General features: G+C 71.5%; 20 protein-coding genes and 1 tRNA gene. 18 read left to right on the top strand and 3 right to left on the bottom strand.

Translation table 11 applies throughout. From position 1 onward, the window contains the following. Positions 1-66 precede the first annotated feature (66 nt). The 5 genes from BA062_RS22535 to BA062_RS22515 all read left to right on the top strand — a co-directional run bounded on the left by BA062_RS22535 (position 67) and on the right by BA062_RS22515 (position 5,856). Positions 67-780, top strand: a complete 714-nt coding sequence (locus tag BA062_RS22535) for a FadR/GntR family transcriptional regulator (protein ID WP_110339884.1) — start codon at positions 67-69, stop codon at positions 778-780. Continuing rightward, positions 777-1,574 (top strand): ABC transporter ATP-binding protein, encoded by a 798-nt coding sequence (locus BA062_RS22530; RefSeq protein WP_110339882.1) that lies wholly within the window; start codon positions 777-779, stop codon positions 1,572-1,574. The genes BA062_RS22535 and BA062_RS22530 overlap by 4 nt, the downstream gene beginning before the upstream one ends. An 87-nt stretch (positions 1,575-1,661) precedes the next feature. After that, entirely contained in the window at positions 1,662-2,621 is a 960-nt protein-coding gene (locus BA062_RS22525; protein WP_110339880.1) for an NAD(P)/FAD-dependent oxidoreductase, read from the top strand. Between the two features lie 50 nt (positions 2,622-2,671). Then, entirely contained in the window at positions 2,672-4,177 is a 1,506-nt protein-coding gene (locus BA062_RS22520) for an MFS transporter (RefSeq protein WP_110339878.1), read from the top strand. A gap of 26 nt (positions 4,178-4,203) precedes the next feature. Then, positions 4,204-5,856 (top strand): hypothetical protein, encoded by a 1,653-nt coding sequence (locus tag BA062_RS22515; protein ID WP_110339876.1) that lies wholly within the window; start codon positions 4,204-4,206, stop codon positions 5,854-5,856. Here BA062_RS22515 and BA062_RS22510 read toward each other — a convergent pair. Next, a complete protein-coding gene (locus BA062_RS22510) occupies positions 5,811-6,371 on the bottom strand; it encodes a hypothetical protein (protein WP_146240060.1) in 561 nt (186 codons plus the stop codon). The two genes, BA062_RS22515 and BA062_RS22510, sit on opposite strands and share 46 nt — an antisense overlap. Before the next feature lie 175 nt (positions 6,372-6,546). Between BA062_RS22510 and BA062_RS22505 the strand changes: the two genes are divergently transcribed. The 7 genes from BA062_RS22505 (at position 6,547) to BA062_RS40580 (ending at position 13,885) form a co-directional block, all read left to right on the top strand. Continuing rightward, complete coding sequence (locus tag BA062_RS22505) at positions 6,547-7,128, top strand: YbaB/EbfC family nucleoid-associated protein (RefSeq protein ID WP_110339872.1); 582 nt, start codon at positions 6,547-6,549, stop codon at positions 7,126-7,128. Positions 7,129-7,153: 25 nt separating this feature from the next. Further along, positions 7,154-7,465 carry a type VII secretion target gene (locus tag BA062_RS22500; RefSeq protein WP_110339870.1) on the top strand — a complete coding sequence of 104 codons (312 nt, stop codon included), beginning with the start codon at positions 7,154-7,156 and terminating at the stop codon, positions 7,463-7,465. After that, positions 7,465-11,580, top strand: coding sequence for a hypothetical protein (locus BA062_RS22495; RefSeq protein WP_110339868.1), 4,116 nt, complete (start codon positions 7,465-7,467; stop codon positions 11,578-11,580). Before BA062_RS22500 ends, BA062_RS22495 begins: the two co-directional genes overlap by 1 nt. Further along, positions 11,549-12,007 (top strand): hypothetical protein, encoded by a 459-nt coding sequence (locus tag BA062_RS22490; RefSeq protein WP_110339866.1) that lies wholly within the window; start codon positions 11,549-11,551, stop codon positions 12,005-12,007. Before BA062_RS22495 ends, BA062_RS22490 begins: the two co-directional genes overlap by 32 nt. A 41-nt stretch (positions 12,008-12,048) precedes the next feature. Next, positions 12,049-12,477 (top strand): antitoxin YezG family protein, encoded by a 429-nt coding sequence (locus BA062_RS22485; protein WP_110339864.1) that lies wholly within the window; start codon positions 12,049-12,051, stop codon positions 12,475-12,477. 9 nt (positions 12,478-12,486) lie between these two features. Next, entirely contained in the window at positions 12,487-13,332 is an 846-nt protein-coding gene (locus BA062_RS22480) for a ferredoxin (RefSeq protein ID WP_110339862.1), read from the top strand. Positions 13,333-13,504: 172 nt separating this feature from the next. Then, positions 13,505-13,885 (top strand): hypothetical protein, encoded by a 381-nt coding sequence (locus BA062_RS40580; protein WP_245959954.1) that lies wholly within the window; start codon positions 13,505-13,507, stop codon positions 13,883-13,885. Between the two features lie 232 nt (positions 13,886-14,117). Here the strand turns inward: BA062_RS40580 and BA062_RS22470 are convergent. Then, positions 14,118-14,191, bottom strand: a tRNA-Leu gene (locus BA062_RS22470). A gap of 196 nt (positions 14,192-14,387) precedes the next feature. Between BA062_RS22470 and BA062_RS22465 the strand changes: the two genes are divergently transcribed. The 6 genes from BA062_RS22465 (at position 14,388) to BA062_RS22440 (ending at position 20,515) form a co-directional block, all read left to right on the top strand. Next, positions 14,388-15,008, top strand: a complete 621-nt coding sequence (locus BA062_RS22465) for an ANTAR domain-containing response regulator (protein WP_110339860.1) — start codon at positions 14,388-14,390, stop codon at positions 15,006-15,008. 447 nt (positions 15,009-15,455) lie between these two features. Then, entirely contained in the window at positions 15,456-16,649 is a 1,194-nt protein-coding gene (locus BA062_RS22460; RefSeq protein WP_110340463.1) for a branched-chain amino acid ABC transporter substrate-binding protein, read from the top strand. Positions 16,650-16,742: 93 nt separating this feature from the next. Then, positions 16,743-17,753 (top strand): branched-chain amino acid ABC transporter permease, encoded by a 1,011-nt coding sequence (locus tag BA062_RS22455; protein WP_110340461.1) that lies wholly within the window; start codon positions 16,743-16,745, stop codon positions 17,751-17,753. Continuing rightward, complete coding sequence (locus tag BA062_RS22450; protein WP_110339858.1) at positions 17,750-18,886, top strand: branched-chain amino acid ABC transporter permease; 1,137 nt, start codon at positions 17,750-17,752, stop codon at positions 18,884-18,886. Before BA062_RS22455 ends, BA062_RS22450 begins: the two co-directional genes overlap by 4 nt. Then, positions 18,886-19,815: an ABC transporter ATP-binding protein gene (locus BA062_RS22445; protein ID WP_110339856.1), complete on the top strand. Its 930-nt coding sequence runs from the start codon at positions 18,886-18,888 to the stop codon at positions 19,813-19,815. Before BA062_RS22450 ends, BA062_RS22445 begins: the two co-directional genes overlap by 1 nt. After that, complete coding sequence (locus BA062_RS22440; RefSeq protein ID WP_110339854.1) at positions 19,802-20,515, top strand: ABC transporter ATP-binding protein; 714 nt, start codon at positions 19,802-19,804, stop codon at positions 20,513-20,515. The genes BA062_RS22445 and BA062_RS22440 overlap by 14 nt, the downstream gene beginning before the upstream one ends. Before the next feature lie 129 nt (positions 20,516-20,644). Here the strand turns inward: BA062_RS22440 and BA062_RS22435 are convergent, their stop codons facing one another. Beyond that, positions 20,645-22,282: a hypothetical protein gene (locus BA062_RS22435; RefSeq protein WP_110339852.1), complete on the bottom strand. Its 1,638-nt coding sequence runs from the start codon at positions 22,280-22,282 to the stop codon at positions 20,645-20,647. Positions 22,283-22,365 lie beyond the last annotated feature (83 nt).

The following is a 22,365-nucleotide window of genomic DNA, read 5'->3' as shown; positions in this document are numbered from 1 at the left end:
TGAGTCCTCAGACCTCTGCTGACCCTTGTTAGGCTCGCTCCCGGCGATCTTCGGGGGAGGTGGCGCGTGGCCAGGGCACCGGTGCTGCGGCACGGGCCGGTGGTGCCGCAGGTGGAGAGCCTGCTGCGCGAGCGGCTGCGGAGCGGGGAGTGGCGGCCGGGTCAGCGGCTGCCGAACGAGGTCCGGCTCGCCGCCGAACTGGGCGTCGGCAGATCGTCGGTGCGGGAGGCGGTGCGGCTGCTCGCGCGGGACGGGCTGCTGGACGTGCGCCACGGAGCGGGCACGTTCGTCGCCGACCCGCCGGACGAGGGGGCCGGCGTGGTCGGCGTGATCGACGTCGGGCGGCTCGTCCGGCGCGCGCGGCTGCTCGAGGTGTACGAGGTCCGTCGCGCCCTGGAGGTGGAGGCCGCGCGCCTCGCCGCGCACCGGGTCCGGCCCGAGGACGTCGAGCGCCTGCGCGCGGGCCTGCGCCGGCGGCGCGAACTCGACGGCGGCGACGCCGCCGCGTTCGTGACCGCGGACCTGGAGTTCCACCGCTCGGTGGTCGAACTGTCCGGCAACGCCCTGCTGCTGAGCCTCTTCACCGCTGTGCGCCCGGTGCTGTTCGAGGCCCTGACGGACATGGTGCGGCACGAGGAGGACCTGCCCGACGTCGCGGACGCGCACACCGACCTGCTGGCCGCGCTGGAACGCGGCGACGAGGCCGCGGCGGTCGCGGCGACCGTGGACAACCTGGAGAGCGTGCTGTCCGTGATCAGGGCGGCGGTGGGAGAGCGGTGAGCGTGCACCCCGAGGACACCGGACCCGTGCTGGACGTCCGCGACGTCGACCTCGTGCGCGAGGGCAACTACCTGCTGCGATCGGTGTCGCTCACCGTCGGGCCCGGCGAGCACTGGGCGCTGCTCGGCGGCAACGGCGCAGGCAAGAGCACGCTGCTCGGCCTGCTCGGCGCGCGCACCCACCCCACCCGGGGAACCGTCGAGGTGCTCGGGCACCGGCTCGGCAGGGTCGACCTGCGGACATTGCGGACGTTCGTCGGCCACGTCGACCCGCGCCACCCGCTCACCACGCCCCTGCGCCTGCGCGACGTCGTGCTGACCGGGCTGACCAACACGACGGAGCCCGTGCCGCGCTGGCAGCCCACGCCGGACCAGGTCGCGAGGGCCGACGAGCTGATCGGCATGCTCGGCCTCGCCACGCGGCGGGACGCGCGCTGGCCCGTGCTGTCGCAGGGCGAGCGGGGCCGGGCGCTGATCGCCAGGGCGCTGCTGCCCAGCCCGAGGCTGCTGCTGCTCGACGAGCCCGCCACCGGGCTCGACCTCGCCGCCCGCGAGCAGCTGCTCACGAGCCTCGACGCGCTGCGCCGGGAGCATCCTCGGCTCGCGACCGTGCTCGTGACCCACCACCTGGAGGAGCTGCCCGCGAGCACGTCGCACGCGCTGCTGCTGCGAGAGGGCCGCGTGCTCGCCATCGGCGCCGCCGACGCCGTGCTCACGAGCGACCACGTCACCAAGACGTTCGACCACCCCGTGCGCATCAGCCGGGAGGACGGCCGCTGGGCGGCCCGAGCCTGAGCGTTTTGCGGTTCTGGCAATTTCCTTTGTCATTCCCGCCCGCCTGAGCGCATAGTGCCGGGAGTGGACGAGTGGAGGGATTCGCAGGTGAACGAGAACTACGACGTGGTGGTGGCCGGGGGCGGCGCCGCGGGGCTCAGCGGCGCGGTGACGCTGGCCCGGTCACGCCGGTCGGTGCTGGTGGTCGACGCGGGCGACCCGCGCAACGCGCCCGCCGACGGCGTGCACAACTACCTCGGCCGCGAGGGCACGCCGCCCGCCGAGCTGCTGGCGCAGGGCCGCGCCGACGTCAAGGCCTACGGCGGCGAGATCGTGAGCGGCACGGTGTCGTCGGCGGAAGCCTTGGGAGACGGTGGTTTCCGCGTCCGGCTCGCCGACGGCGGGCAGGTGCTCGCCCGGCGGCTGCTGGTGACCACCGGGCTCACCGACGAGCTGCCCGGCATCGAGGGGCTCGCCGCGCGCTGGGGGCGCGACGTCCTGCACTGCCCCTACTGCCACGGCTGGGAGGTGCGCGACCGCGCGATCGGCGTGCTCGCCACCAGCCCGATGGCGATGCACCAGACGCTGCTGTTCCGGCAGCTGAGCGACGACGTCACCCTGTTCACGCACACGGCTCCCGCGCTCACCGCCGAGGAGCGGGAGCAGCTCAACGCGCTCGGCGTGACCGTCGTGGAAGGAGAAGTCGCGGCACTCGAGGTGACCGGCGACGAGCTCACCGGGGTCCGGCTGCGCTCCGGCGAGATCGTGGCCAGGGAGGCGCTCGCCGTCGCGCCACGCGCCACCGCCCGCGCCGGTGTGCTCGCCGGGCTGGGCCTCGAGACGGCCGAGCTGGAGGTCGGCGGCCAGGTGATCGCCACCTACGTGCCCGCCGACGCGCAGGGTGCCACGGCGGTGCCCGGCGTGTGGGTGGCGGGCAACGTCGCCGACCCCCGCGCGCAGGTGATGTCCTCGGCGGCGGCCGGGGTCGGCGCGGCCGCGGCGATCAACGCCGACCTCGTGCAGGAGGACGCCCGCGAGGCCGTGGCGGCCCTGCGCGCGCGCCGCTGAATCCTGCGCCGTCTTGCCCGCGCTCGCGCCCGCGACGACCATGAGCCCTCATGACGACGAGTGGCGCGAGCGCGCCGGCACTGCGCTACGGGCAGGCCGCCGGCCGGTGGGTCCTGCTGGCGACCGTGCTGGGTTCCGGGCTCACCTTCATCGACGCCACGGTGGTCAACATCGCGCTGCCGGACATCGGCGAGAGCCTCGGCGCGACCACCGCTGCTCTACAGTGGACGGTCAACGGCTACACGCTCAGCCTCGCCGCGCTGATCCTGCTGGGCGGCTCGCTCGGCGACCGCTTCGGCCGCAAGCGGGTCTTCCTGCTCGGCGTCGCGTGGTTCGCCGTGTCGTCCCTGCTATGCGCGGTGGCGCCGTCGGTCGAGATGCTCGTGGCCGCCCGCCTGCTGCAGGGCGTCGGCGGGGCGCTGCTCACGCCCGGCGCGCTGGCGATACTGGAGGCGTCGTTCCACCCTGACGACCGGGCGAAGGCGATCGGGGCGTGGTCGGGGCTCGCCGGTGTCGCGGGCGCGCTCGGTCCGTTCCTGGGCGGCTGGCTCGTCGAGATCGCGAGCTGGCGGCTGATCTTCCTCATCAACGTGCCGGTGGCGGTGCTCGTGTGCGCCGTCGCGGTGCGGCACGTGCCGGAGACCAGAGACCCCGGTGCCGTGGGCGGGCTGGACGTGGCCGGGGCCGTACTCGGCGCGCTCGGCCTCGCCGGGCTCACCTACGGCTTCACCGCGTGGCCGGAGCTGGGCCCAGCGTCCGCGGTGGTGCTGGGCAGCCTCGGCCTCGGCGTCGCCGGGATGGTGGGCTTCCTGGTGGTGGAGTGGCGTTCGGCGCATCCGATGCTGCCGCTGGGCATCTTCCGCTCCCGCGCCTTCTCCGCCACCAACGTGGTCACGTTCGTCGTGTACGCGGCACTGGGCGGGGTGTTCTTCCTCGTGGTCCTCAACCTCCAGGTGGTGTCCGGGTTCCCGCCGCTGGAAGCCGGGATCGCGCTGCTGCCGGTGACCGTGCTGATGCTGCTGCTGTCGGCGCGCGCCGGTGCGCTCGCCGAGCGCATCGGGCCCCGGATCCCGATGACGGCGGGCCCGGTGGTGTGCGCGGGCGCGCTCGTGCTGCTCTCGCGCATCGGCGCCGACGCGTCGTACCTGGCCGACGTCCTGCCGCCGGTGATCCTGTTCGGCCTCGGCCTCTCGCTCACCGTGGCGCCGCTGACGGCGACGGCCCTCGGCTCGGTCGACGACCGGCACGCCGGAATCGCCAGCGGCGTCAACAACGCCGTCGCCCGCGCGGCCGGGCTGCTCGCGGTCGCGGTGCTGCCGCTCGCCGCGGGACTGGGCACCGGCAGCCTCACCGATCCGGTCGCGCTCGGGCCCGCCTACCGCGCGGCGATGCTGATCTGCGCGGGCCTGCTCCTCGCGGGCGCGGTGATCGCCGCCGTCGGGGTCCCGGCCAGGCTGCGCGAGCGCGAACCGGAAGCGGAGGCGAGCCCGGTGCGGGTGCACTGCGCCGTCGCGGGCACGCCGCTGCACCCGCACAGCGACGCGGAGCGAAGCTGACGGAGGGTGCTGTTAGCGTCCCGCACATGGCACTGCTGGGGGTTCACGAGGACACGGAGTACCTGCCCGAGTACGGCACCGTGGTGGTCAGGGACGACTGGCCCGCGCGCGAGGAGTCGTTGCCGGAGCACGAGAACGCGTTGCTCGGCGAGCTGGCCACCGAGGCCCTCGCCGGCACGATCGCGACGGCGGGGGACGGCTGGCTGCACGGCCACGCGGGTGATCCGTACCAGTCCGTGCGGCTGGAGGCCCACGACACCGAGCCGCCCTCGGCGGGGGACGCGTGGGAGGACGTGGTCGAGACGCCGTTCCACAGCCGAAGTGGCGCCGTCGCGCTGGGCCTGCTGACGGGCGGCACCGACGACGGCACGCTCGAGCTCGGCGCACGCGGGTCGTTCCGGGCGCGCGTGTCGCGCCGTGCCGCCGACGAGGGCGAGGAGGGCGACGTCTGGCTCGTCCAGTTCTGGCCCGCGCCCGCCAGGCAGGAGCCGCCGCGCTGGCTCCGGCGTGGCAGGCCCGCGCTGTCCGGCACCGGCCGCGAACGCTACGTCTGGGCGGCGTCGGACCTCGCGTCCGTCGCCGCCTGGAGCGACCCGGCGCGCACCGAGGGGCTTGTAGGGCGGCTGCTGCTGCCCGAGGCGGAACTGCCCGCGCTGCTGGAGCACGCCGTCGCCCGCAGGCTGGTCGCGGTCGACGGCGAGACCGTCACCGCCCTGCCGAGGCGGCCCCCGGAGCCGGCGCCCCCGGCGGTCTGGACGCCACCGCGGCACGAGACCGAGCCGGTCAGCACACCCGGCGGGCCGCCGGCGGCGGGCATGGTCGCCGCCGACGGCACGGTGGTGGTGTGGCGCGACGGCGAACCGGTGCCGCTGGGCAAAGCCGAGGGCCGGCACTGCTACACCGCGTGGGAGACGCCGGCGGGCATCGCGGTGTTCACCACGGCGGGGCCGGGCACGCTGGTCCGCTGGGACGGCGAACCCGAGCGGCTGCCCGCCGACCTCGGCAGCCACCCGGTGCGCAGCGCCGACGGCAGGCTCGTGGCGGGCACGGAGACCCACGTCGGCCGCCGGTCGTGGGACCAGGTGCACGTCGTCGATCTCGCAGACGGGAGCGTGGCGAGCCTGCCCAGGCAGGACGAGCTCGGCACCCGCGTCCACGGGATCCACGGCGGCGCCGTGTTCTACACGCGGCTGGGCGAGTCGTTCCGTTGGGTGCCCGGTGAGCGGCCGGAGCCGTTGCCGGTGCAGTTCGTCCAGCTCGACGCGCTGAGCGGGGCGGCCGTGATCGTCGACGGCGGCGAGCTGGCCGTGCTCACGCCCGGCTGCGCACGGTTGCGGCTGCCGCAGGGGGAACCCGTCCAGCTGGTTCCCGGCGGAGAGCTGGTCCACACCTGCCGCTACGCGCCGCCGGCGCTGGAGACCATCGAGCCCGGCAGCGGGGCCAGGACGGCGATCGCGCTGCCGGAGGGCACCCAGACCAGCACGAGCGTGCCGACGGGTCCGGTGTGGGAGGACCGGCACACGGCGCTGTTCACGGCCGAGGGCCTGCGGGCCGTCCGCGGCTTCTCGGGCCTGGTCCGCTGCCACGTGCCGACGGGCGCGCTCGAACACGTTCCGCTGCCGTCGAGCCTCGGCTACCGCCCGTTCCTGGTGCGTCCCGTCCTCGACCGCGAGAGCTGACGGTCGTACCCGGCCAGCACGCGGAGCCGCCGCAGCAGCCCGGGGGAGGCGAACGTCGTGTGCACGGCGAGGCAGGTGGGGCAGGCGCCGAGCTCGGGGCAGACGAGCGCGATCAGCACGCGCAGCGTCGCGCCGAGATCGGCCCGGTGGACACCGCCGAGGATGCACCGCGCGCCCAGCGCCGTGTCCTCGCCGAGGGTGCCGGCGAGGAATGGCGGGAAACCCAGGCCGCGCAAGGCATCGCGCACCGGTGTCTGCGCGAGCATGGCGTAGGCGGCGGGATCGAGCTTCGCGGCCTGGGCGTCGAGCAGGGTGCACAGGCGGTGGCCGCGCAGCACGCGCCGGTACCACGGCAGGTTGCCGAGGAGCCGGTCGGCCAGCCGCGCGTAGAAGGCGCCGCCGAAGACGTAGGCGGGCAACTCGGCGGGCACGCCGGGTGAGCGGGTGAGGAAGGTCCTGGCAGCGTCGCGGCCGCGCCGGGGAGCCGGTCCGGTCCTCCGATGCAGCGCGCCCACACGACTCAACCTAGGAACAACGGGCGCCCGATGGCAGTCACCTGATCGGTGAGACCGAGGTCCGGACCAGGTCCTATGCTTGCGCTGTTCGGGCCAAATCCGCGCGAGCCGGAACCAGACGGGGGATGCCACCGTCACTATGGGGAGTCAGCACGCGCATGACGGAAGGATGCACATGCCGGACGGCATCGAGGCCAGCGAGCGCATGGTCGACGACTGGAACCGGCGCATCCAGGAGCAGGCACAGCGTTACCAGGCGATGGCCTCGCGGGTCCAGGAGCTCTCGGTCACCGAGCGCTCCCCGGACAACACCATCGAGGTGACCATCAACGCCAAGGGCCTGCTCACCAACCTGTCGATCGCCGAGAGCGCACAGGGCAAGCGCATGGCCGAGCTGTCGATGCAGATCATGCGCACCGTGCAGACCGCGCAGTCGCGGATTCCCGAGCTGCTCCAGCAGGCGATGGCCGAGACCATCGGCACGGAGGACCAGGCCGCCAACAAGGTCTTCGAGGACGCGAAGAAGACCTTCCCCGAGCCGCCGGAGGACGAGCCGCCCGCGCAGCAGCCGCCGCAGCGGGAAATGCGGTTCGGGCCCGAGGACGAGGAGCCACCGGCCCGTCCGCCGCGCCCGCAGGCGCCGCCGCCCGGCCAGGGCCCGCCGCCCGCGATGCCGCCGAAGCCGCAGGCGAGGCCACGCAGGCGGCAGGCCGACGACGATGACGACGATTTCGGCGGGCGCTCGATTCTGTCCTGACCGACCGGCTTGACTAGGGGGAACCATGCCAGAGGGCGGTGGCTTCGAGCTCGGCTCGGATCTCACGGCGCACGCCACGCAGATCGACGCCTGCACCGACCAGCTCAACCAGGCAGTCGACGCCGCGAACACGGTCAGCATGCCAACAGACGCCTACGGAATTCTCTGCCAGCCGTTCCGGATGCTGCTGGACCCGGTCGAGCAGTACGGGATCGACGCGCTCAAGGAGGCGGTGAGCGCGATGCAGGCCACCGCCGACAAGGTGCGCAAGGCCGCCGAGACCTACCAGGGCACCGAGGACAGCGTCACCGACGCGTTCAAGGGCGGTGAGGTCTGATGCCGGAGGGGAACTCGCTCGTCGCGGACGCGCCGCAGGACGGTGACGGCCCCGGTCCGCTGACCTCGGGCAACGGCGACTACGGCTACGCGGGCGGCATCGGCATCGCCGAGTCGGCGATCGACACGTTCAACGGCATCAAGGACGGCAACTGGGTCGAGGGTGGCCTCGGGGTGCTGGGCCTGGCCGCGGAGGGCGCCGCGGCGGCCATCGACCCGTTCGGCTGGCTGATGTCGTCGGTCGCCTCGTTCCTGATGGAGCACATCCAGCCGCTCAAGGACATGCTGGACTCGGTGTGCGGTGACCCGCCGGTGATCCAGTCCTATTCGGAGACGTGGAGCAACGTCGCCACGCATCTCGACGAGACCAAGGTCTCGTTCGCCAACGCCGTCGCGAACGGCACGACCGGCTGGACCGGTGCCGCCGCCGACTCCTACCGGGAATCCTGCAAGGAGCAGGAGGAGACCATCGCGGGCGCGGCGTCGGTCGCCGGGTCGATCAGCACCGTCGTGATGATCTTCGGCGAGGTCGTGAGCTTCGTCAGGGAGACGGTGCGCGACCTGATCGCCGACCTCGTCGGCAAGCTGATCTCCTGGGTGCTGGAGACGGTGTTCTCGCTGGGATTCGGGACGCCCGTCGTGGTCGCGCAGGCGGTCACGGCGATCTCCAAGTGGGGAACGAAGATCGCCGAGCTGCTGAAGAAGCTGCTGGAGACCATCCGCAAGGTCTCGCCGCTGCTGGGCAAGCTGGGCGACATCCTCGCCAAGATCCTCAAGGTCAGCGGCAAGATCGCGGGCAAGGTCACCGGCCTCGACGTGATCAGCACCAAGAACATCACTCCCGGCGGCTTCCTCCAGCGCGGCGGTCCGGACGTGGACACGCCGGGAGGGGGCGGTTCCAGCGGCGGTGGTTCCGGTTCCGACGGCGGGGACTCGGGCAACACCAGCGACGGCTCGGGTGGCGACCCCGGCGACAGCGGATCCTCTTCGGACGGTGATTCGTCCTCTTCGGACGGTTCCTCGCCGGATGGTGACGGTTCGGACCCGGCCACGGCCACCGACGCCCCGCCCGCGAGCACGCGCAACGGATCGGGCGGCGACTCCTCGTCCACGGGCAACGGCACGAACGGCACGGGCGACAGCGGGAGCCCGGACACCGGTGACTCGCCGTCCGGCGGCGGGGACTCCCCCTCATCGAGCCGGAACCCGGCCACCACGAACACTCCGTCGTCGAATTACCAGAGCACGACGAACTCGCCTTCGTCCACCTCGAACTCGCCGTCGAACGGCAACCCGGGCGGCGCGGACTCGCCGTCGTCGGGCTACCAGAGCCCGGCGAACAGTCCCTCGTCCACAATGGACTCTCCGTCCTCGAGCGGGAACCCGGATCCGGCGAACTCTCCTTCGTCCACGACGGACTCCCCGTCCTCGAGCGGGAACCCGTCCACGACGAACTCGCCGACCTCGAACGGCGGCCCTGGCACGGATGCACCGTCGCCGGGCAGCCCCGGCCGGGCGGACGCGCCGACCTCGAGCGGTGGTGGCGGCGACTCCCCGTCGACGACCACGAACACACCCCCGGCCGGCAGCGGCTCGCTCCACCCTGCGCACCCCGACGGTGGTGGCGCGCCGCCGTCGTCCCCGTCGCCCTCGCACAGCTCGCCGTCCCCGGCTCCCCACGGTGGCGGGGACAGCCCTTCGGGGTCGCCGTCGTCGCCGGGCACCCACACCGGCGGCCCCGCGCCGCACAGCGGCTCCGGCGGCCCGTCGCCGAGCACGCACCACGACTCCGGTACGTCCACGAGCGCGTCGGCGCAGCCCAGCAGCACGATGCCGCGCACCCCGGACGCGGGCCCGTCGGCGGTGCCCTCCCAGCGCGGTCCCGACGGCGGCGGCTCGTCGCCATCGGGCCAGCAGGGCACCCCGATGGCGGGCGGTCCCGCGGGCGGTCCCGGCGCGCCCGGCGGCGGGAGCCCCAGCGCGGGCTCGCAGGGAGGCCGCCCCGGCGCCTCGGGCGGCTGGACCGGCACACCCGGCAGCCCGGGCGCGCCCACGCCACGAACCCCGGACGCGCCCGCGGCCCGGCCGAACACAGCGGCCCCGAACACACCGGCCCCGAACACACCGAGCCCGAACACACCGCCGCAGGCGGCGCCCCGCGGGTTCGGTCCGGGCCCGAACAGCCCCGCGCCGTCGCACCACGGCGCCACACCGCCCGGACACCAGCCACCCCACGGCGGACCGTCCCACCCGGACGGTCAGCCCGGGCAGCACACCCCGGACGGCAACGGGAACCACAGCCAGAACGGCCACCACGACCCCGGCGATCCGGGCACGCCGCCGCACCACGATCCGGAGAAGCTCGGCCCGGACGAGGTGAACCAGCGGCACGCCGAGTCCACCCCGGCGGGCACCTCGTTCCACCGCGACGACCCCGAGATGGGCGACCTGCCGCACCGTGTGCAGCCCGACCCCGACGGCCGCTACACGGCGGACGTGCACGTCACGCCCGACGGCCACGCCCGCATCGGCAACCAGCTCTACACGCCCGAGGAGTTCGCGGACATCCTGCGCCGCAACGGCGACTACGACGGCCGCCCGATCCGGCTGATCGGCTGCGACGCGGGCTCCAACGACTTCGCCCAGCGCCTGTCCAGGGAACTCGACACCGAGGTGCTCGCCCCGAACAAGCCCGCCTGGACCGACTCGGACGGCCGGGTCTTCTCGTCGGACTACGAGGTCGGCCCCGACGGCCAGGTGCGGCCCAGGATCCCGCCGAACGGCGAGTGGTCGGTGCACAGCCCCGACGGCTCGACATCCAGGGGCAGCGACGACGCCTTCACCCCGGACACGGCCGACGCCGACAAGGACGACATCGACGTCGACAGCGCACAGTCCCGCGGCAAGGACTACTCGCGGCTGGACGAGGAGTGGGGCGACTACCAGGTCCATTCCGAAGACCCGGACTTCTACCGCCCCGGTCACGCCGAGCACGCGCCGATCGTCGACTACGACCGGCCGGGCCGCCACGATCCCGATGCCGGTCCGGACAGCGATCCGCCCAACCCGTACAACGATCCGCCGCGGTCGCCGCACAAAACCATCGAGACCGAGATGCCGGAGAAGAACTCGTTCCCGCCGAAGAACGAGGTCATCGCCCCGGACGACCCCTACCGGATTCCGCCGGCACTGCGCGACCAGCAGGGGCTGCTCGACGAGAACGGGAAGCTGCCGAAGAACACGGCCATCCCGGTGGAGTACAAGGGCGCGAACGGCGAGGTCGCCGCGCGCACCACGTTCTACACCGATGCGAACGGCGACATCAAATGGGTCGAGCTGACCCCCGGCCGGCAGTACGACTCGGATGCCGACTGGAAGGACATCAAGAAGCTGCCCAAGGACGACCAGGAGGCGATCAAGGCAGGCACCAACCCCGACTTCAACCACATGCTGCCGGAGTGCAAGTACGAGGTGGACAACTGGCGGGACCCGGAGAAGAAGTTCTACTTCGAGACGAACGACCGGGCCCAGACCGAGGGGATGAGCGGCCAGCCGGTCTACGGCCCGTCGAACGACAACTACCGCGATCCGGCGGCCCAGAGCCGGGCAGGCGACGAGGGCCGGGACGCCTACAAGAAGGAGGGCGTGCCCGACAGCCAACTGACCCCGGACGAGAGGGAGTACCGGAAGGTGCGCTGGGCCGGCGGTCACCTCGCGCCGACGGAGGGCGGCGGCCCCGGCGGCTACGGCAACATGCACGGCCAGCTGGCCGCGTCCAACAGCGGCAACGCCAGGGACGGCTTCGATCAGCTGGGGCGCGGGGAGTCGTGGCGGCAGCAGGAAGAGCAGATCGCGCGTTACGCTCAGGCCACGGGCGAGGACGTCGAGATCGAGCGGCTCGAGGTCGAGACGCCGCGGCGCGCCGAGGACGGGCTCGCCGAAAGAGAGGTCATGCGCTGGCGGGTCAAGGACATCGATCCGGAAACCGGCGAGCCCCGGGTGCGTGTGTTCGAGCGAGCGTTCATCAACACGCCCGAGGGCTTGAAGGACGCCAAGGACGTGGACTGGTCGAAGGTGAAACACTATGCCCCACCCAAGCAACGACAGCAGGACTGACGACGCGATCCGGCGGATCCTCGCCCGGATCGAGCAAGAGGCACCCGAAGGGTGGCGGCGCATCGTCTTCTCCGTCTGGGCGCTGGCGGCCGTCGTGCAGACCGAGTTCGCCGTGACGATGGCGGACGGGTCGACGCCGGACGTCTCGCCCCGCTCCCTGGAGGGGGAGATCTCCGCGCTGCGCGAGGAGATGTACGAGCCGGACCGGGGTACGTGGTTCTCCGCGAGGTTCGTGCTCACCGCCGGCGGGCGGCCCGAGGTCTCCTTCAACCTGGACGAGGACCCGGCGTGGGTTCCCGATGTCCCGCCGTGGGTTTTCGCCCATGACCTGACGGTTTTCCCGCGGTCGGAGGAGCACGTTCCGGGCTGGCTGCGGCAGCGGATCGACGAGGCGGGCCAGGACATCGCACCCGACGCGGTGTCCTAAGGTACGCGGGACACTGGACGAGGCGAGAGGACGACACCAGGATGACGACGCCGATGCCACCGGATGAGCAGTACCGCCTGCTCGGTGAGGCGACCAAGGTCGTGCTCGAGCAAGCGCCCGCCGGCTGGCAGCGCATCATCATGGACTACCTGACGCTCGGCGGAAAGGTCAACGTCGGGGCGAGCGCCATGCTGGCGGACGGCCGGGTGGTCAGGCTTTCGCCGCCGCGCACGCTCGCGCCGCTGTTCTCCGAGCTGCGCAGCGGCATGTACACCCAGGACGTGGGCACCTGGTACTCGTTCCGGCTGATCGTCGATCCGCCCGACACGTTCTCCGTGAAGTACAACTACAACGACCTGCCGTCGTTTCCGTCGGCGCCGGAACGGGAGCACTTCCAGCGCGAGCAGGAGCGCTTCCCGCGCTCGCCGGAGAACATGCCCGACTGGTTCCAGCGCGGGCTGCAGGGTTAGGAGCACCCGATGACGCGGCCACCGGGACCGCTGAACCCGCAGCAGCGGCACCAGCTGATCGGGCAGATCGGCCAGGCGGTGACCGCCGGCCTGCCGCCCGGCTGGCGGCAGGTGCGCGTCGAGTACCGCGCCGCGGGCAGGCACATCGAGGCCGACGTCGTGGTCACCAGGCCGGACGGCACGCCGGTGCCCGTGCAGCCGCCGCCCCCGGCCGTGCAGTTGCTCGGCACCCTGCGTACGGGCATGTACCAGCCGGGGCGCGGCACGTGGCTCTCGGCCGCCCTCGTCTTCGTGCCCGGCGGCCGGCCGCGCACGGAGTTCGTGATCGACGAGGAGCCGGCGTGGCGGCGCGTGCCGCCGCCCATCGGCTTCGCCGACGAGCTGCGGTTCTTCCCGAGGGCCGACCGGTTCGTCCCGGAGTGGCTGACGAAGCGGGCGGGGGGAGATTCGGGCGACCGGCCCGCAGACGAGTACGGGCTGCGGCAGCCGCGCGTCTACGACGGCCTCGACGCCGAGGGCAGGCCGGTGGTCGACCGGTCGCCGCTGCCGCCCGCGGAGCGTGACCGCGTGCTCGACTACCTGACGAACGCGCCCGTGGTGATGGCCGCCCGCAGCTACGACACCGACGCGTTCGCGCCGGACCGCGATCCGGCGGTGCCGCTGAACTTCCGCACCGACGGCGTGTGGGTGTGGCCGGGTTCGGTGGGCTACTACCTGCGTGAGCACGGGATCGCGCCGGACCCGGATCTCGTCGCGTACCTGCGGGCGCGCAAGTTCGTGCTGCCCGAGGTGGGGGAGCCGGCGAGGAAGAAGGCCATCGCGGCCATCACCGGGCAGCCGTCCACAGAGGACTGATCCCGCTCAGCTCGCGGCCGGACCAGCTCTTCGAACTGCGCGGACACGCGGTCGAGCGGTCTCGCGCTGTGCTCGGCGGCGGCGACCACGAGGGTGTCGAGCCGTGCGGGCGCCGTGCCTCGCTGAACATCTCGGTCGCCGCGGTCAGCGCCTCGGGGCGTTCGCCCTCGGCATGCCCTTCGATGGACACCGCGAGCACGGGACAGCCCGCCTGGACGACGATCCGGCACGACCTGCGATCACCGAGTCCTTCGGTGCGAGGGCTCGCCCGTTGCGCGACCTCGCCACGGGGACTCGGGCACCGCTGATGCGGATGTACGCCACCGGCGCGCCGCTGCGGGTCGGCGTCTCCCATGCCCGCGCGACACCGCCAACGCTGCTGGAGTTCGTGCACCGCACCGGGTTTCCGGCCGAGCGGGTCACGACCTTGGCCGCGGACTGGGCCGACGCCCAGGGTCCCCCGCCACCGTGGTCGCGGGTCCCGCAGCCGGGACCGCCTCCCGGCTGGGCGGCGCCGAGGCACGTCGGCCGTCGACGGTGCTGGTCGCGGTGACGCGGGTGCTGACGACCATCGCCGGGGCCACGATCTTCCTGGTTCGCCCAGTCGTGGTGATCACCTTCGGTTGTCCGCGACATCACCGACGGTGATCCCGAGAACACTCGCGCTGGTGCTGACGCCTCCGGCGATCGTGCTCGCGGTGCTCTGTGCTCTGGTGGCTGCCCGCGACCTCCCGAGCGATGGCGGCCCGCCGCCGGGTCCGCGCGACGGGTCTCTGAACAGGCGGTGCCCCCGGTGAGACTCGAACTCACACTTGCACGATTTTGAGTCGTGTGCCTCTGCCAATTGGGCTACGGGGGCGTGTGGGCGAACTTTACTCGCCGTCCACCGGTCCCCGGCATTCGGGCTACCACGGGAATGTTTCGTCCGAGGTACCCACGCGGCGATCACCGCACGTGGCGAACGCCATCTCTCCGGATACGCCGTTCACCGGTAGCCTGGAAGCCGCGGCACGCCGCACGTATTCACATCCCGTCGATCGCCCAGGAGGACCCCGGTGACCGAAGCGGCTACCGAGGCCGAGGCCAACGGTGTTGTCACCGCACCGCAGCGTCGTGTGCTCGTCGCGGAGGACGAGGCACTGATCCGGCTTGACCTCGTCGAAATGTTGCGCGAGGAAGGCTACGAGGTGGTCGGCGAGGCCGGCGACGGGGAAGAAGCTATCAAACTCGCCGCCGATCTCAAGCCCGATCTCGTGATCCTCGACGTCAAGATGCCCAAGCTCGACGGCATCGAGGCAGCCGCCAAGATCACCGGTGACCGGGTCGCGCCCGTCGTCATCCTCACCGCGTTCAGCCAGCGTGACCTGGTCGAACGTGCCCGCGAGGCGGGCACGATGGCCTACCTGGTGAAGCCCTTCGCGAAGCGTGACCTCGTGCCCGCCATCGAGCTCGCCGTCAGCCGGTTCGCCGAGCTGCAGGCGCTCGAGTCCGAGGTCGCCGGGCTCAACGAGCGGCTCGAGACGCGCAAGCTGATCGACCGCGCGAAGGGCCTGCTCATGAGCCAGCAGGGCCTCACCGAGCCCGACGCCTTCCGCTGGATCCAGCGCACCGCGATGGACCGCAGGACCACGATGAAGGCCGTCGCGCAGGCCATCGTCGACAACATCGCCAAGTAACGGGCCCGCCCGGAACGACAACAACGCCCGCTTCTGTGATGTAGATCACAGAGGCGGGCGTTGTTGCGTGAACAGCGCTGGTCGTGCCCGGCGGACGGGGCGCCGAGTGCGACTTTCGGCTGGTTCGCGTGCTGTACGGTTCCTCTCACTCCGCAACGGGACGTGGTGGCAGGGGCTGGGGAGAGCGCATCGCACGGTGCTCGTCGACGACCGATGGTTCAGACCTGATTGTTGCGTTGCTTCGATCGGGCGTGAACTGCCGGTTAACCGTCCCTGAAACCGTCACGATGTGGATACAACGGCTGACGGTTGCTGTGCAATCACCACCTGCACGGCTAACTTCATCGCCCAGTCAGGTCGAGACCTTTCGGGGTGGGGTCGCGGTTCCTGCGTCTTTGAAGGACATCGGGAGGAAATGTGTCAAGAGCACGGTTTGGGCGGGTTGTGCTGCTGGCGGCCACGGCGTCGCTGGTTCTCGGCGCGTGCGCCGCGCGCACCGAGGACGGGGGCGGCGACGACCAGGGTTCGCAGCCTCAGGCCAGCGCGCCGGCCCAAGCAGCCAACGCCGCCGACCCCGCAGGCGACGGCAACGCCCAGTGCGACGCCGGCACGAAGCTGGCCTACGCGGGCACCATCAACGGCGCCAACGCCGCGCTGGGGCAGAACATCCTCAACGGCGTGAAGGTCGCCATCGAGCGGCACAACTCGAACAACCCGAACTGCCAGGTCGAACTGCAGGAGTTCGAGACCGAGGGCACGCCCGACCGGGCCCCCGGCATCGTCACCCAGATCGTGAACACGCAGGACATCATCGGCGTCGTCGGCCTGCCCTTCTCCGGTGAGTCGAAGGCCGCGGGCAACATCTTCGACGACGCCGGCCTGGTGCAGCTCACGCCGTCGGCCACCAACCCCGCGCTGAGCGAGAACGGCTGGAAGACCTTCTTCCGCGGTCTGGGCAACGACAACACGCAGGGCCCCGCCGCCGCGCAGTTCATCACCGAGGAACTGGGTGCGCAGACCGTCTGCGTCGTCCGTGACGACTCGGAGTACGGCATCGGCCTCGCCAACTCGATCACCGAGGGCCTCGGCGACAAGGCGAGCTGCCAGGAAGAGGTCAAGACCAAGCAGACCGACTTCTCGGCCGTGGTCAACAGCATCAAGGGTGAGAACCCGGACGCGATCTTCTTCTCCGGCTACTACCAGGAGGCCGCGCCGTTCGCGCAGCAGCTGTTCGACGCCGGTGTCGAGGCGCAGTTCGTCGGCCCCGACGGTGTGAAGGACGACGAGTTCGTCAAGGGCGCCGGTGATGCCGCCGAGGGCGTGTACTTCACGTGCCCGTGCGTTCCCGCCGACCAGTTCACCGAGTTCAACGAGGGCTACGAGAAGCAGTCCGGCGGCAAGGCGCCCGGCACGTACTCGCCCGAGGGCTACGACCTCGCGACGATCCTGCTCAAGGGCATCGACTCGGGCGTCAAGGACCGTGCGGGCATGCTCGAGTTCGTCAAGAACTACGAGGGACAGGGCCTGACCAAGAGCTTCAAGTGGAACGAGAAGGGCGAGCTGGCAGAGAGCACCGTCTGGACCTACAAGGTCGAGAACGGTCAGATCGTCCGCAACACCGAGATCAAGCCGCAGGGCTGATCTCCGGCTCACGCACTTCCTTGTCGGGGCGCGCGCCCGGCGGCCGATCCCGCCGGCGCGCGCCCCGGCCCCCACGTGGAGAACGCCTTGTCCATTCATCACCACCTGTCCTCGCTGTACCTTGCGCAGAGTGACAGCCTGATCAGCTTCGACGTCGAGGGACTGGTCGACCAGTTCTGGAGCAACACGGTCGACGGGCTCGCGCAGGGCAGCATCTACGCGCTCGTCGCGCTCGGCTACACGCTCGTCTACGGCGTGCTCAAGCTCATCAACTTCGCCCACTCCGAGGTGTTCATCTACGGCGCCTACGCGACGTGGTTCACCTTCTACGCCCTCGGTTTCCGGCCCGGTCCCACCGCCGAGCTCGCGATCTTCGAGCTGGTCGGCTTCCTGCTGCTGGCGCTGCTCGCCGCGGTGCTCGTGTCCGGTGCGACGGCCGTGGTGCTCGAACGCGTGGCCTACCGCCCGTTGCGCAACCGCGGCGCCCCCCGGCTGGTCTTCCTGATCACCGCGATCGGCGCCTCGTTCGTCCTGCAGCAGCTGATCTTCATCTGGCGCGGCGGCAACCCCGAGCAGGCCATCCGGTTGCTGCGCCCCGAACCGGTCTTCGAGATCTTCGGCGCCAGCGTCACCAACATCACGATCGTCATCGTGCTCGCGTCGATCCTGCTCTGGCTGGTCGCCGACACGTTCGTCAACCGGACCCGCTTCGGCCGCGGCATCCGCGCCGTCGCACAGGACCCCGACACGGCGACCCTCATGGGCGTCAACAAGGAACGCGTCATCATGATGACGTTCCTCATCGGTGGCCTGCTCGCCGGCGCCGCGGCGCTGTTCTACATGATGAAGATCCCTCAGGGCGCCGCGTACCAGGGCGGGTTCCTGCTCGGGATCAAGGCGTTCACGGCCGCCGTGCTCGGCGGCATCGGCAACCTGCGCGGCGCGTTGCTCGGCGGGCTGCTGCTCGGGCTGATGGAGAACTACGGGCAGTCGCTCTTCGGCGGTGAATGGCGTGACGTCGTCGCCTTCGTGCTGCTCGTGCTGATCCTGATGTTCCGCCCGACCGGCATCCTCGGCGAGTCACTCGGAAAGGCGCGGGTATGACCACCACGACGACGAAGACGACGACCACCACCGGCCGCCGTTCGCTCGGCGAGTGGTGGAACAACCTCAACCGGTTCCAGCAGTGGGCGATCCTGATCCCGCTGGTGGTGTTCATCTACGCGCTGCCGGAGCTGAACCCGCCGATCATCACCACCGAACCCGGCTACGACTTCCCGATCGCGATGTTCGAGGTGGCGCGGTACGCGCTGATCGCCATCGGACTGAACGTCGTGGTGGGACAGGCGGGTCTGCTCGATCTCGGCTACGTGGGCTTCTTCGCGATCGGCGCGTACGTCGCCGCGCTGTTCACGAGCCCGGACTCCGCACTCACCAAGCTGCCGTTCCTCGCCGTGCTGCCCATCGCGATGGCGATCACGATGGTGTTCGGCGTCATCCTGGGCTCGCCGACACTGCGGCTGCGCGGCGACTACCTCGCCATCGTCACCCTCGGCTTCGGCGAGATCGTGCGGCTCTTGGCCGACAACCTGGAGCCGTTGCGCGGCAACCAGGGCTTCCAGCAGGTCGGCCACCCGCCCGGCACGCACGCCGACGGCACACCCATCTTCAACAACACCGATGGCACGCCGTGGTACTGGCTCACGGTCACGATCATCATCCTGATCCTGGTGCTCGTCGGGAACCTCGAACGCAGCCGCGTCGGCCGCTCCTGGGTGGCGATCCGCGACGACGAGGACGCCGCCGCGATCATGGGCGTCAACACCTTCAAGTTCAAGATCTGGGCGTTCGTGATCGGCGCCGCGATCGGTGGCCTCTCCGGCGCGCTGTACGCGGGCCAGCTGGCGTTCGTGAACAACCAGAAGTTCGACGTCGTGACGTCGATGCTGTTCCTGGCCGCGGTGATCCTCGGCGGCTCGGGCAACAAGGTCGGCGTGATACTCGGCGCGATCATCGTGGCCTACATCCCGGCGCGGTTCCTCGGCATCGCCGAATACCGGTACCTGATCTTCGGCCTCGCGCTGATCGTGCTGATGATCTTCCGCCCGCAGGGCCTGCTCGGCGCGCGGCAGCGGTTGCTCACCTACGGAAGACAGGCGTACCAGCGCCTGCTGGGCCGGGGCGAGCAGATCAGTCACGACGCGTCGGTCTCGACGGACCGGAACGGGGGCGTGTGATGACCCAGCCGGAGAACGGCAACGGCCCCGAGGTGAAGGCCGAGGGCGGTCTCGTCGCCGAGCTGCAGCAGATGACCGAGGCGGAGCTCGCCGAGCACGAGGCGGAGGTCGCGGAGGTCGTCGCCTCCGACCGGGAGATGGCCGTCGACGTCGGTCAGACGCTGCTCGAGATCGACGAGCTGACCATGCGCTTCGGCGGCCTGACGGCGCTGGACTCGGTGTCGTTCGGCATCCGCCGCGGCGAGATCCTCGGCCTCATCGGCCCGAACGGCGCGGGCAAGACCACCTGCTTCAACGCCATGACCGGCGTCTACCGGCCGACGTCCGGCCGGGTGCTGCTGGAGGGCAAACCCCTCGGCAAGCTCGCCAGGCACAACATCACCCGGCGCGGCATCGCCAGGACGTTCCAGAACATCCGCCTCTTCGGCGAGATGACGGCGCTGGAGAACGTGGTCGTCGGCACCGACGCGCGGCACAAGACGAGCGTCATGGGCGCGCTCGTGCGCTCGCCGAGGCACTTCCGGGAGGAGAAGGCGGCGATCGAGCGGGCGATGGCGCTGCTCGACTTCGTCGGCATCGTCGACCGGGCCGCGGACAAGGCGAAGAACCTGCCGTACGGCTACCAGCGGCGGCTGGAGATCGCCCGCGCGCTCGCGACCGAGCCCAAGCTGCTGTGCCTCGACGAGCCCGCGGCCGGGTTCAACCCCATCGAGAAGGAAGAGCTGATGGGGCTGATCCGCAAGATCCGCGACGACGGGTACACGGTGCTGCTCATCGAGCACGACATGAAGCTCGTGATGGGCGTGACCGACCGGATCGTGGTGCTGGAGTTCGGCAAGAAGATCGCCGAGGGTGTGCCCGCCGAGATCAGGGAGAACCCCGCCGTGATCGCCGCCTACCTGGGAGTTCCCGACGATGACCTTGCTTGAGCTTTCCGGCGTTTCCGTCCACTATGGACGGATCAAGGCGGTCTCGGAGCTGACCATCACCGTCAACGAGGGCGAGATCGTCACCCTCATCGGCGCCAACGGGGCCGGCAAGTCCACCACGATGCGCGCGATCTCCGGGATCCGGCCCGTCTCCGCGGGCACGATCACGTTCGCGGGCGAGGACATCACGCGGCTGCGCGCCGACCTCCGGGTGGTGCGCGGGATCTCGCAGGCACCGGAGGGCCGGGGGATCTTCCCCGGCATGACCGTGTACGAGAACCTCGACATGGGCGCCTACGCGCGCAAGGACCGCAAGAACCTGGCCGCGGAGATGGACCACGTCTTCGAGCTGTTCCCCCGGCTCGCGGAGCGGCGCACCCAGGCGGGCGGCACGCTCTCCGGCGGCGAGCAGCAGATGCTCGCCATCGGGCGGGCGCTGATGTCGAAGCCGAAGCTGCTGCTGCTCGACGAGCCCTCGATGGGCCTCGCGCCGCAGTTCATCCAGCAGATCTTCCGCATCATCACGGAGATCAACAAGGAGGGCACCACGGTGCTGCTCGTGGAGCAGAACGCACAGCAGGCGCTGTCGCGGGCGCACCGCGCCTACGTGCTGGAGACCGGTTCGATCGTCAAGTCGGGCACGGGCAAGGAACTGCTCGCCGACGAGTCGATCAAGGAAGCCTACCTCGGCGTCGCCTGACCACAGCGCCCCTCCCACAGCGCCCCTCCCGCAGTGAGGGCGACTGCAGTGAAGGCCACCTTCACTGCGTTCAACGCAGTGAAGGTGGCCTTCACTGCGGCTGGGTGCGCAGGGTGAGGTGGGTAGGGGTCAGGAGTGGGTTCGGCCTGCGGCCTTGTGGGCGGCCCTCCGGGCCTGTTTCGCGGTGGCCTTGTCCGGGTGGTGCTCGCCGATCAGCGTGAGCACCCGGTGCGTGTCGGGGTGGTCGAGCCGCCACACCGTCTCGAACAGCGTCGCGTACCCGGCGGGCACGGTCGCGCCGAGCAGGGTGGGCACATCCTCCTCGGCGACGCCGTGCACACTGCCGGCGATCTCGTCGACGAGCAGCCGGGCGCCGTCCTCCTCGGTCGCCGCGAAGTCCGGGTGCGGGCCGAGCAGCAGCTCCAGCGACGCCTTGGCGTGCGGCCGGAGCATGGGCACGTCCAGCGCCTTGCGCAGCTGCGTCTCGGCCTCGACACCGATCCGCTCCCGGATGAGCGCGGCCGCGACCGTCCGCTCGGCCGCGCCGCCCTCGGCGGCGGCCGCGAGCAGCTCCGCGGCCGCGGCGTCGCCGGAGCGCCGCGCGAGCCACGCCTCCGCCTCGACCTCCAGCTCACCGTCCATCCCGGACAGAGCGAGTTCGAGCAGGTCTGCCGCCGACAGCTCGTCGGCAGGTGGCAGCAGGGGCACCTCGACACCCGAGTCGAGCAGCTCGTCGCGCATGGCCCACACCGCCAGCGGCGTGGCGCGCGTGACGCCGTCGGAGATGTCCACGGCGCCGAGCTCGGTGAGCCTGCCGAGCAGGACCTCCGCAGGGTCGCCGTGCTCGGCCGTCCAGGCGTCCCAGCGCGCGCGGGCGTCGTCGGCGACCAGCTCCGGCGTGGCGAGGTCGAAGATCATCTCGCTGATCGCGGGCACCGGCAGACCGCGGTAGCGGGCGAGGAAGAGCGGCATGAACCACGCGCCGGCGCCCTCGAAGTCGAGCTCGCCCTCACCCGCGCGGTCGGCGTCGGTCAGGAGGCTCCACGCGAGCACGGCGGCCAGTGCCCGGCCCCAGATGTCCAGCACGTCCTCGTCGCCGCCGTCCGGCCAGACGTCGGCGGCCTCGCCGAGCTGCGTGCCCTCCTCGCCGGGGACGATGAAGTCGACGTCCTCGGCCAGCAGGTACAGCTGGACGATGTCCTCTTCGGACTCACCCAGCTCGCTCGCGGCGGCGGCGCGGTCCTCGTCGCCGAGTCCCACGGTCTCGAAGACCGCGCGCCCCTCGCCGCACCACAGCGCGAGCCGCCGGGCGCGCTCGATCACCGCCACCTTCCGCGCCGCCGCGGCCAGCTCCGGCTCGGCGGGCAGGCGCAGCGGGCCGATGCGGTCGGGCAGGCCGTACGCCTCCTTGAGGTCCACCTCCGGCGCTCCGCCGAGCTCCGGCTCGATGTCGTCGAGCTCCTGTCGCAGCGCGGCGGCGTGGCCGGCGTCGAGTCGGCCGGTCTCGGCGCCGAACGTGATCAGGTGGTGCAGCGCGACCACGGCGTCCTCCTCGTGGCCGGGCTCGACGGCCTCCGGGTACACGCCGAGCAGCAGCTCGGCGAGGTCGCCGGTCCTCAGCTGGCCGAGGTCGCGGACGCCCAGCTCGTCGGAGAGCAGCTGCAGCGCCAGCTCCGCGTGGCCGGTGTCGACGGGAGGCTCCCGCAGTGCCCTGTCCGCCCACTCCACCAGTTCGTCGAGCGTCGCTCCGACGTTGTCCCGCTCCATCGGGCCAGGCTATCGGGCATCGGTGCGACCGGAGCCGACGGCCGGTCCCGATCACAACCGCCGGTTGTCACCGGCGCCGCGAA

The sequence above is a fragment of the Prauserella flavalba genome, assembly GCF_003202235.1.
Classification (GTDB): domain Bacteria; phylum Actinomycetota; class Actinomycetes; order Mycobacteriales; family Pseudonocardiaceae; genus Prauserella_A; species Prauserella_A flavalba.
The sequence above is the reverse complement of the archived record's forward strand: the minus strand, read 5'-3'. Positions and strand labels throughout refer to the sequence as shown.

Excerpts from the sequence above, each read along its gene's own strand:
- BA062_RS22520 (WP_110339878.1), top strand. The coding sequence starts at position 2,672 with ATGACGACGAGTGGCGCGAGCGCGCCGGCACTGCGCTACGGGCAGGCC.
- BA062_RS22515 (WP_110339876.1), top strand. The coding sequence starts at position 4,204 with ATGGCACTGCTGGGGGTTCACGAGGACACGGAGTACCTGCCCGAGTAC.
- BA062_RS22505 (WP_110339872.1), top strand. The coding sequence starts at position 6,547 with ATGCCGGACGGCATCGAGGCCAGCGAGCGCATGGTCGACGACTGGAAC.
- BA062_RS22500 (WP_110339870.1), top strand. The coding sequence starts at position 7,154 with ATGCCAGAGGGCGGTGGCTTCGAGCTCGGCTCGGATCTCACGGCGCAC.
- BA062_RS22495 (WP_110339868.1), top strand. The coding sequence starts at position 7,465 with ATGCCGGAGGGGAACTCGCTCGTCGCGGACGCGCCGCAGGACGGTGAC.
- BA062_RS22490 (WP_110339866.1), top strand. The coding sequence starts at position 11,549 with ATGCCCCACCCAAGCAACGACAGCAGGACTGACGACGCGATCCGGCGG.
- BA062_RS22485 (WP_110339864.1), top strand. The coding sequence starts at position 12,049 with ATGACGACGCCGATGCCACCGGATGAGCAGTACCGCCTGCTCGGTGAG.
- BA062_RS22480 (WP_110339862.1), top strand. The coding sequence starts at position 12,487 with ATGACGCGGCCACCGGGACCGCTGAACCCGCAGCAGCGGCACCAGCTG.
- BA062_RS40580 (WP_245959954.1), top strand. The coding sequence starts at position 13,505 with ATGCCCTTCGATGGACACCGCGAGCACGGGACAGCCCGCCTGGACGAC.
- BA062_RS22450 (WP_110339858.1), top strand. The coding sequence starts at position 17,750 with ATGACCACCACGACGACGAAGACGACGACCACCACCGGCCGCCGTTCG.
- BA062_RS22445 (WP_110339856.1), top strand. The coding sequence starts at position 18,886 with ATGACCCAGCCGGAGAACGGCAACGGCCCCGAGGTGAAGGCCGAGGGC.
- BA062_RS22440 (WP_110339854.1), top strand. The coding sequence starts at position 19,802 with ATGACCTTGCTTGAGCTTTCCGGCGTTTCCGTCCACTATGGACGGATC.
- BA062_RS22435 (WP_110339852.1), bottom strand. The coding sequence starts at position 22,282 with ATGGAGCGGGACAACGTCGGAGCGACGCTCGACGAACTGGTGGAGTGG.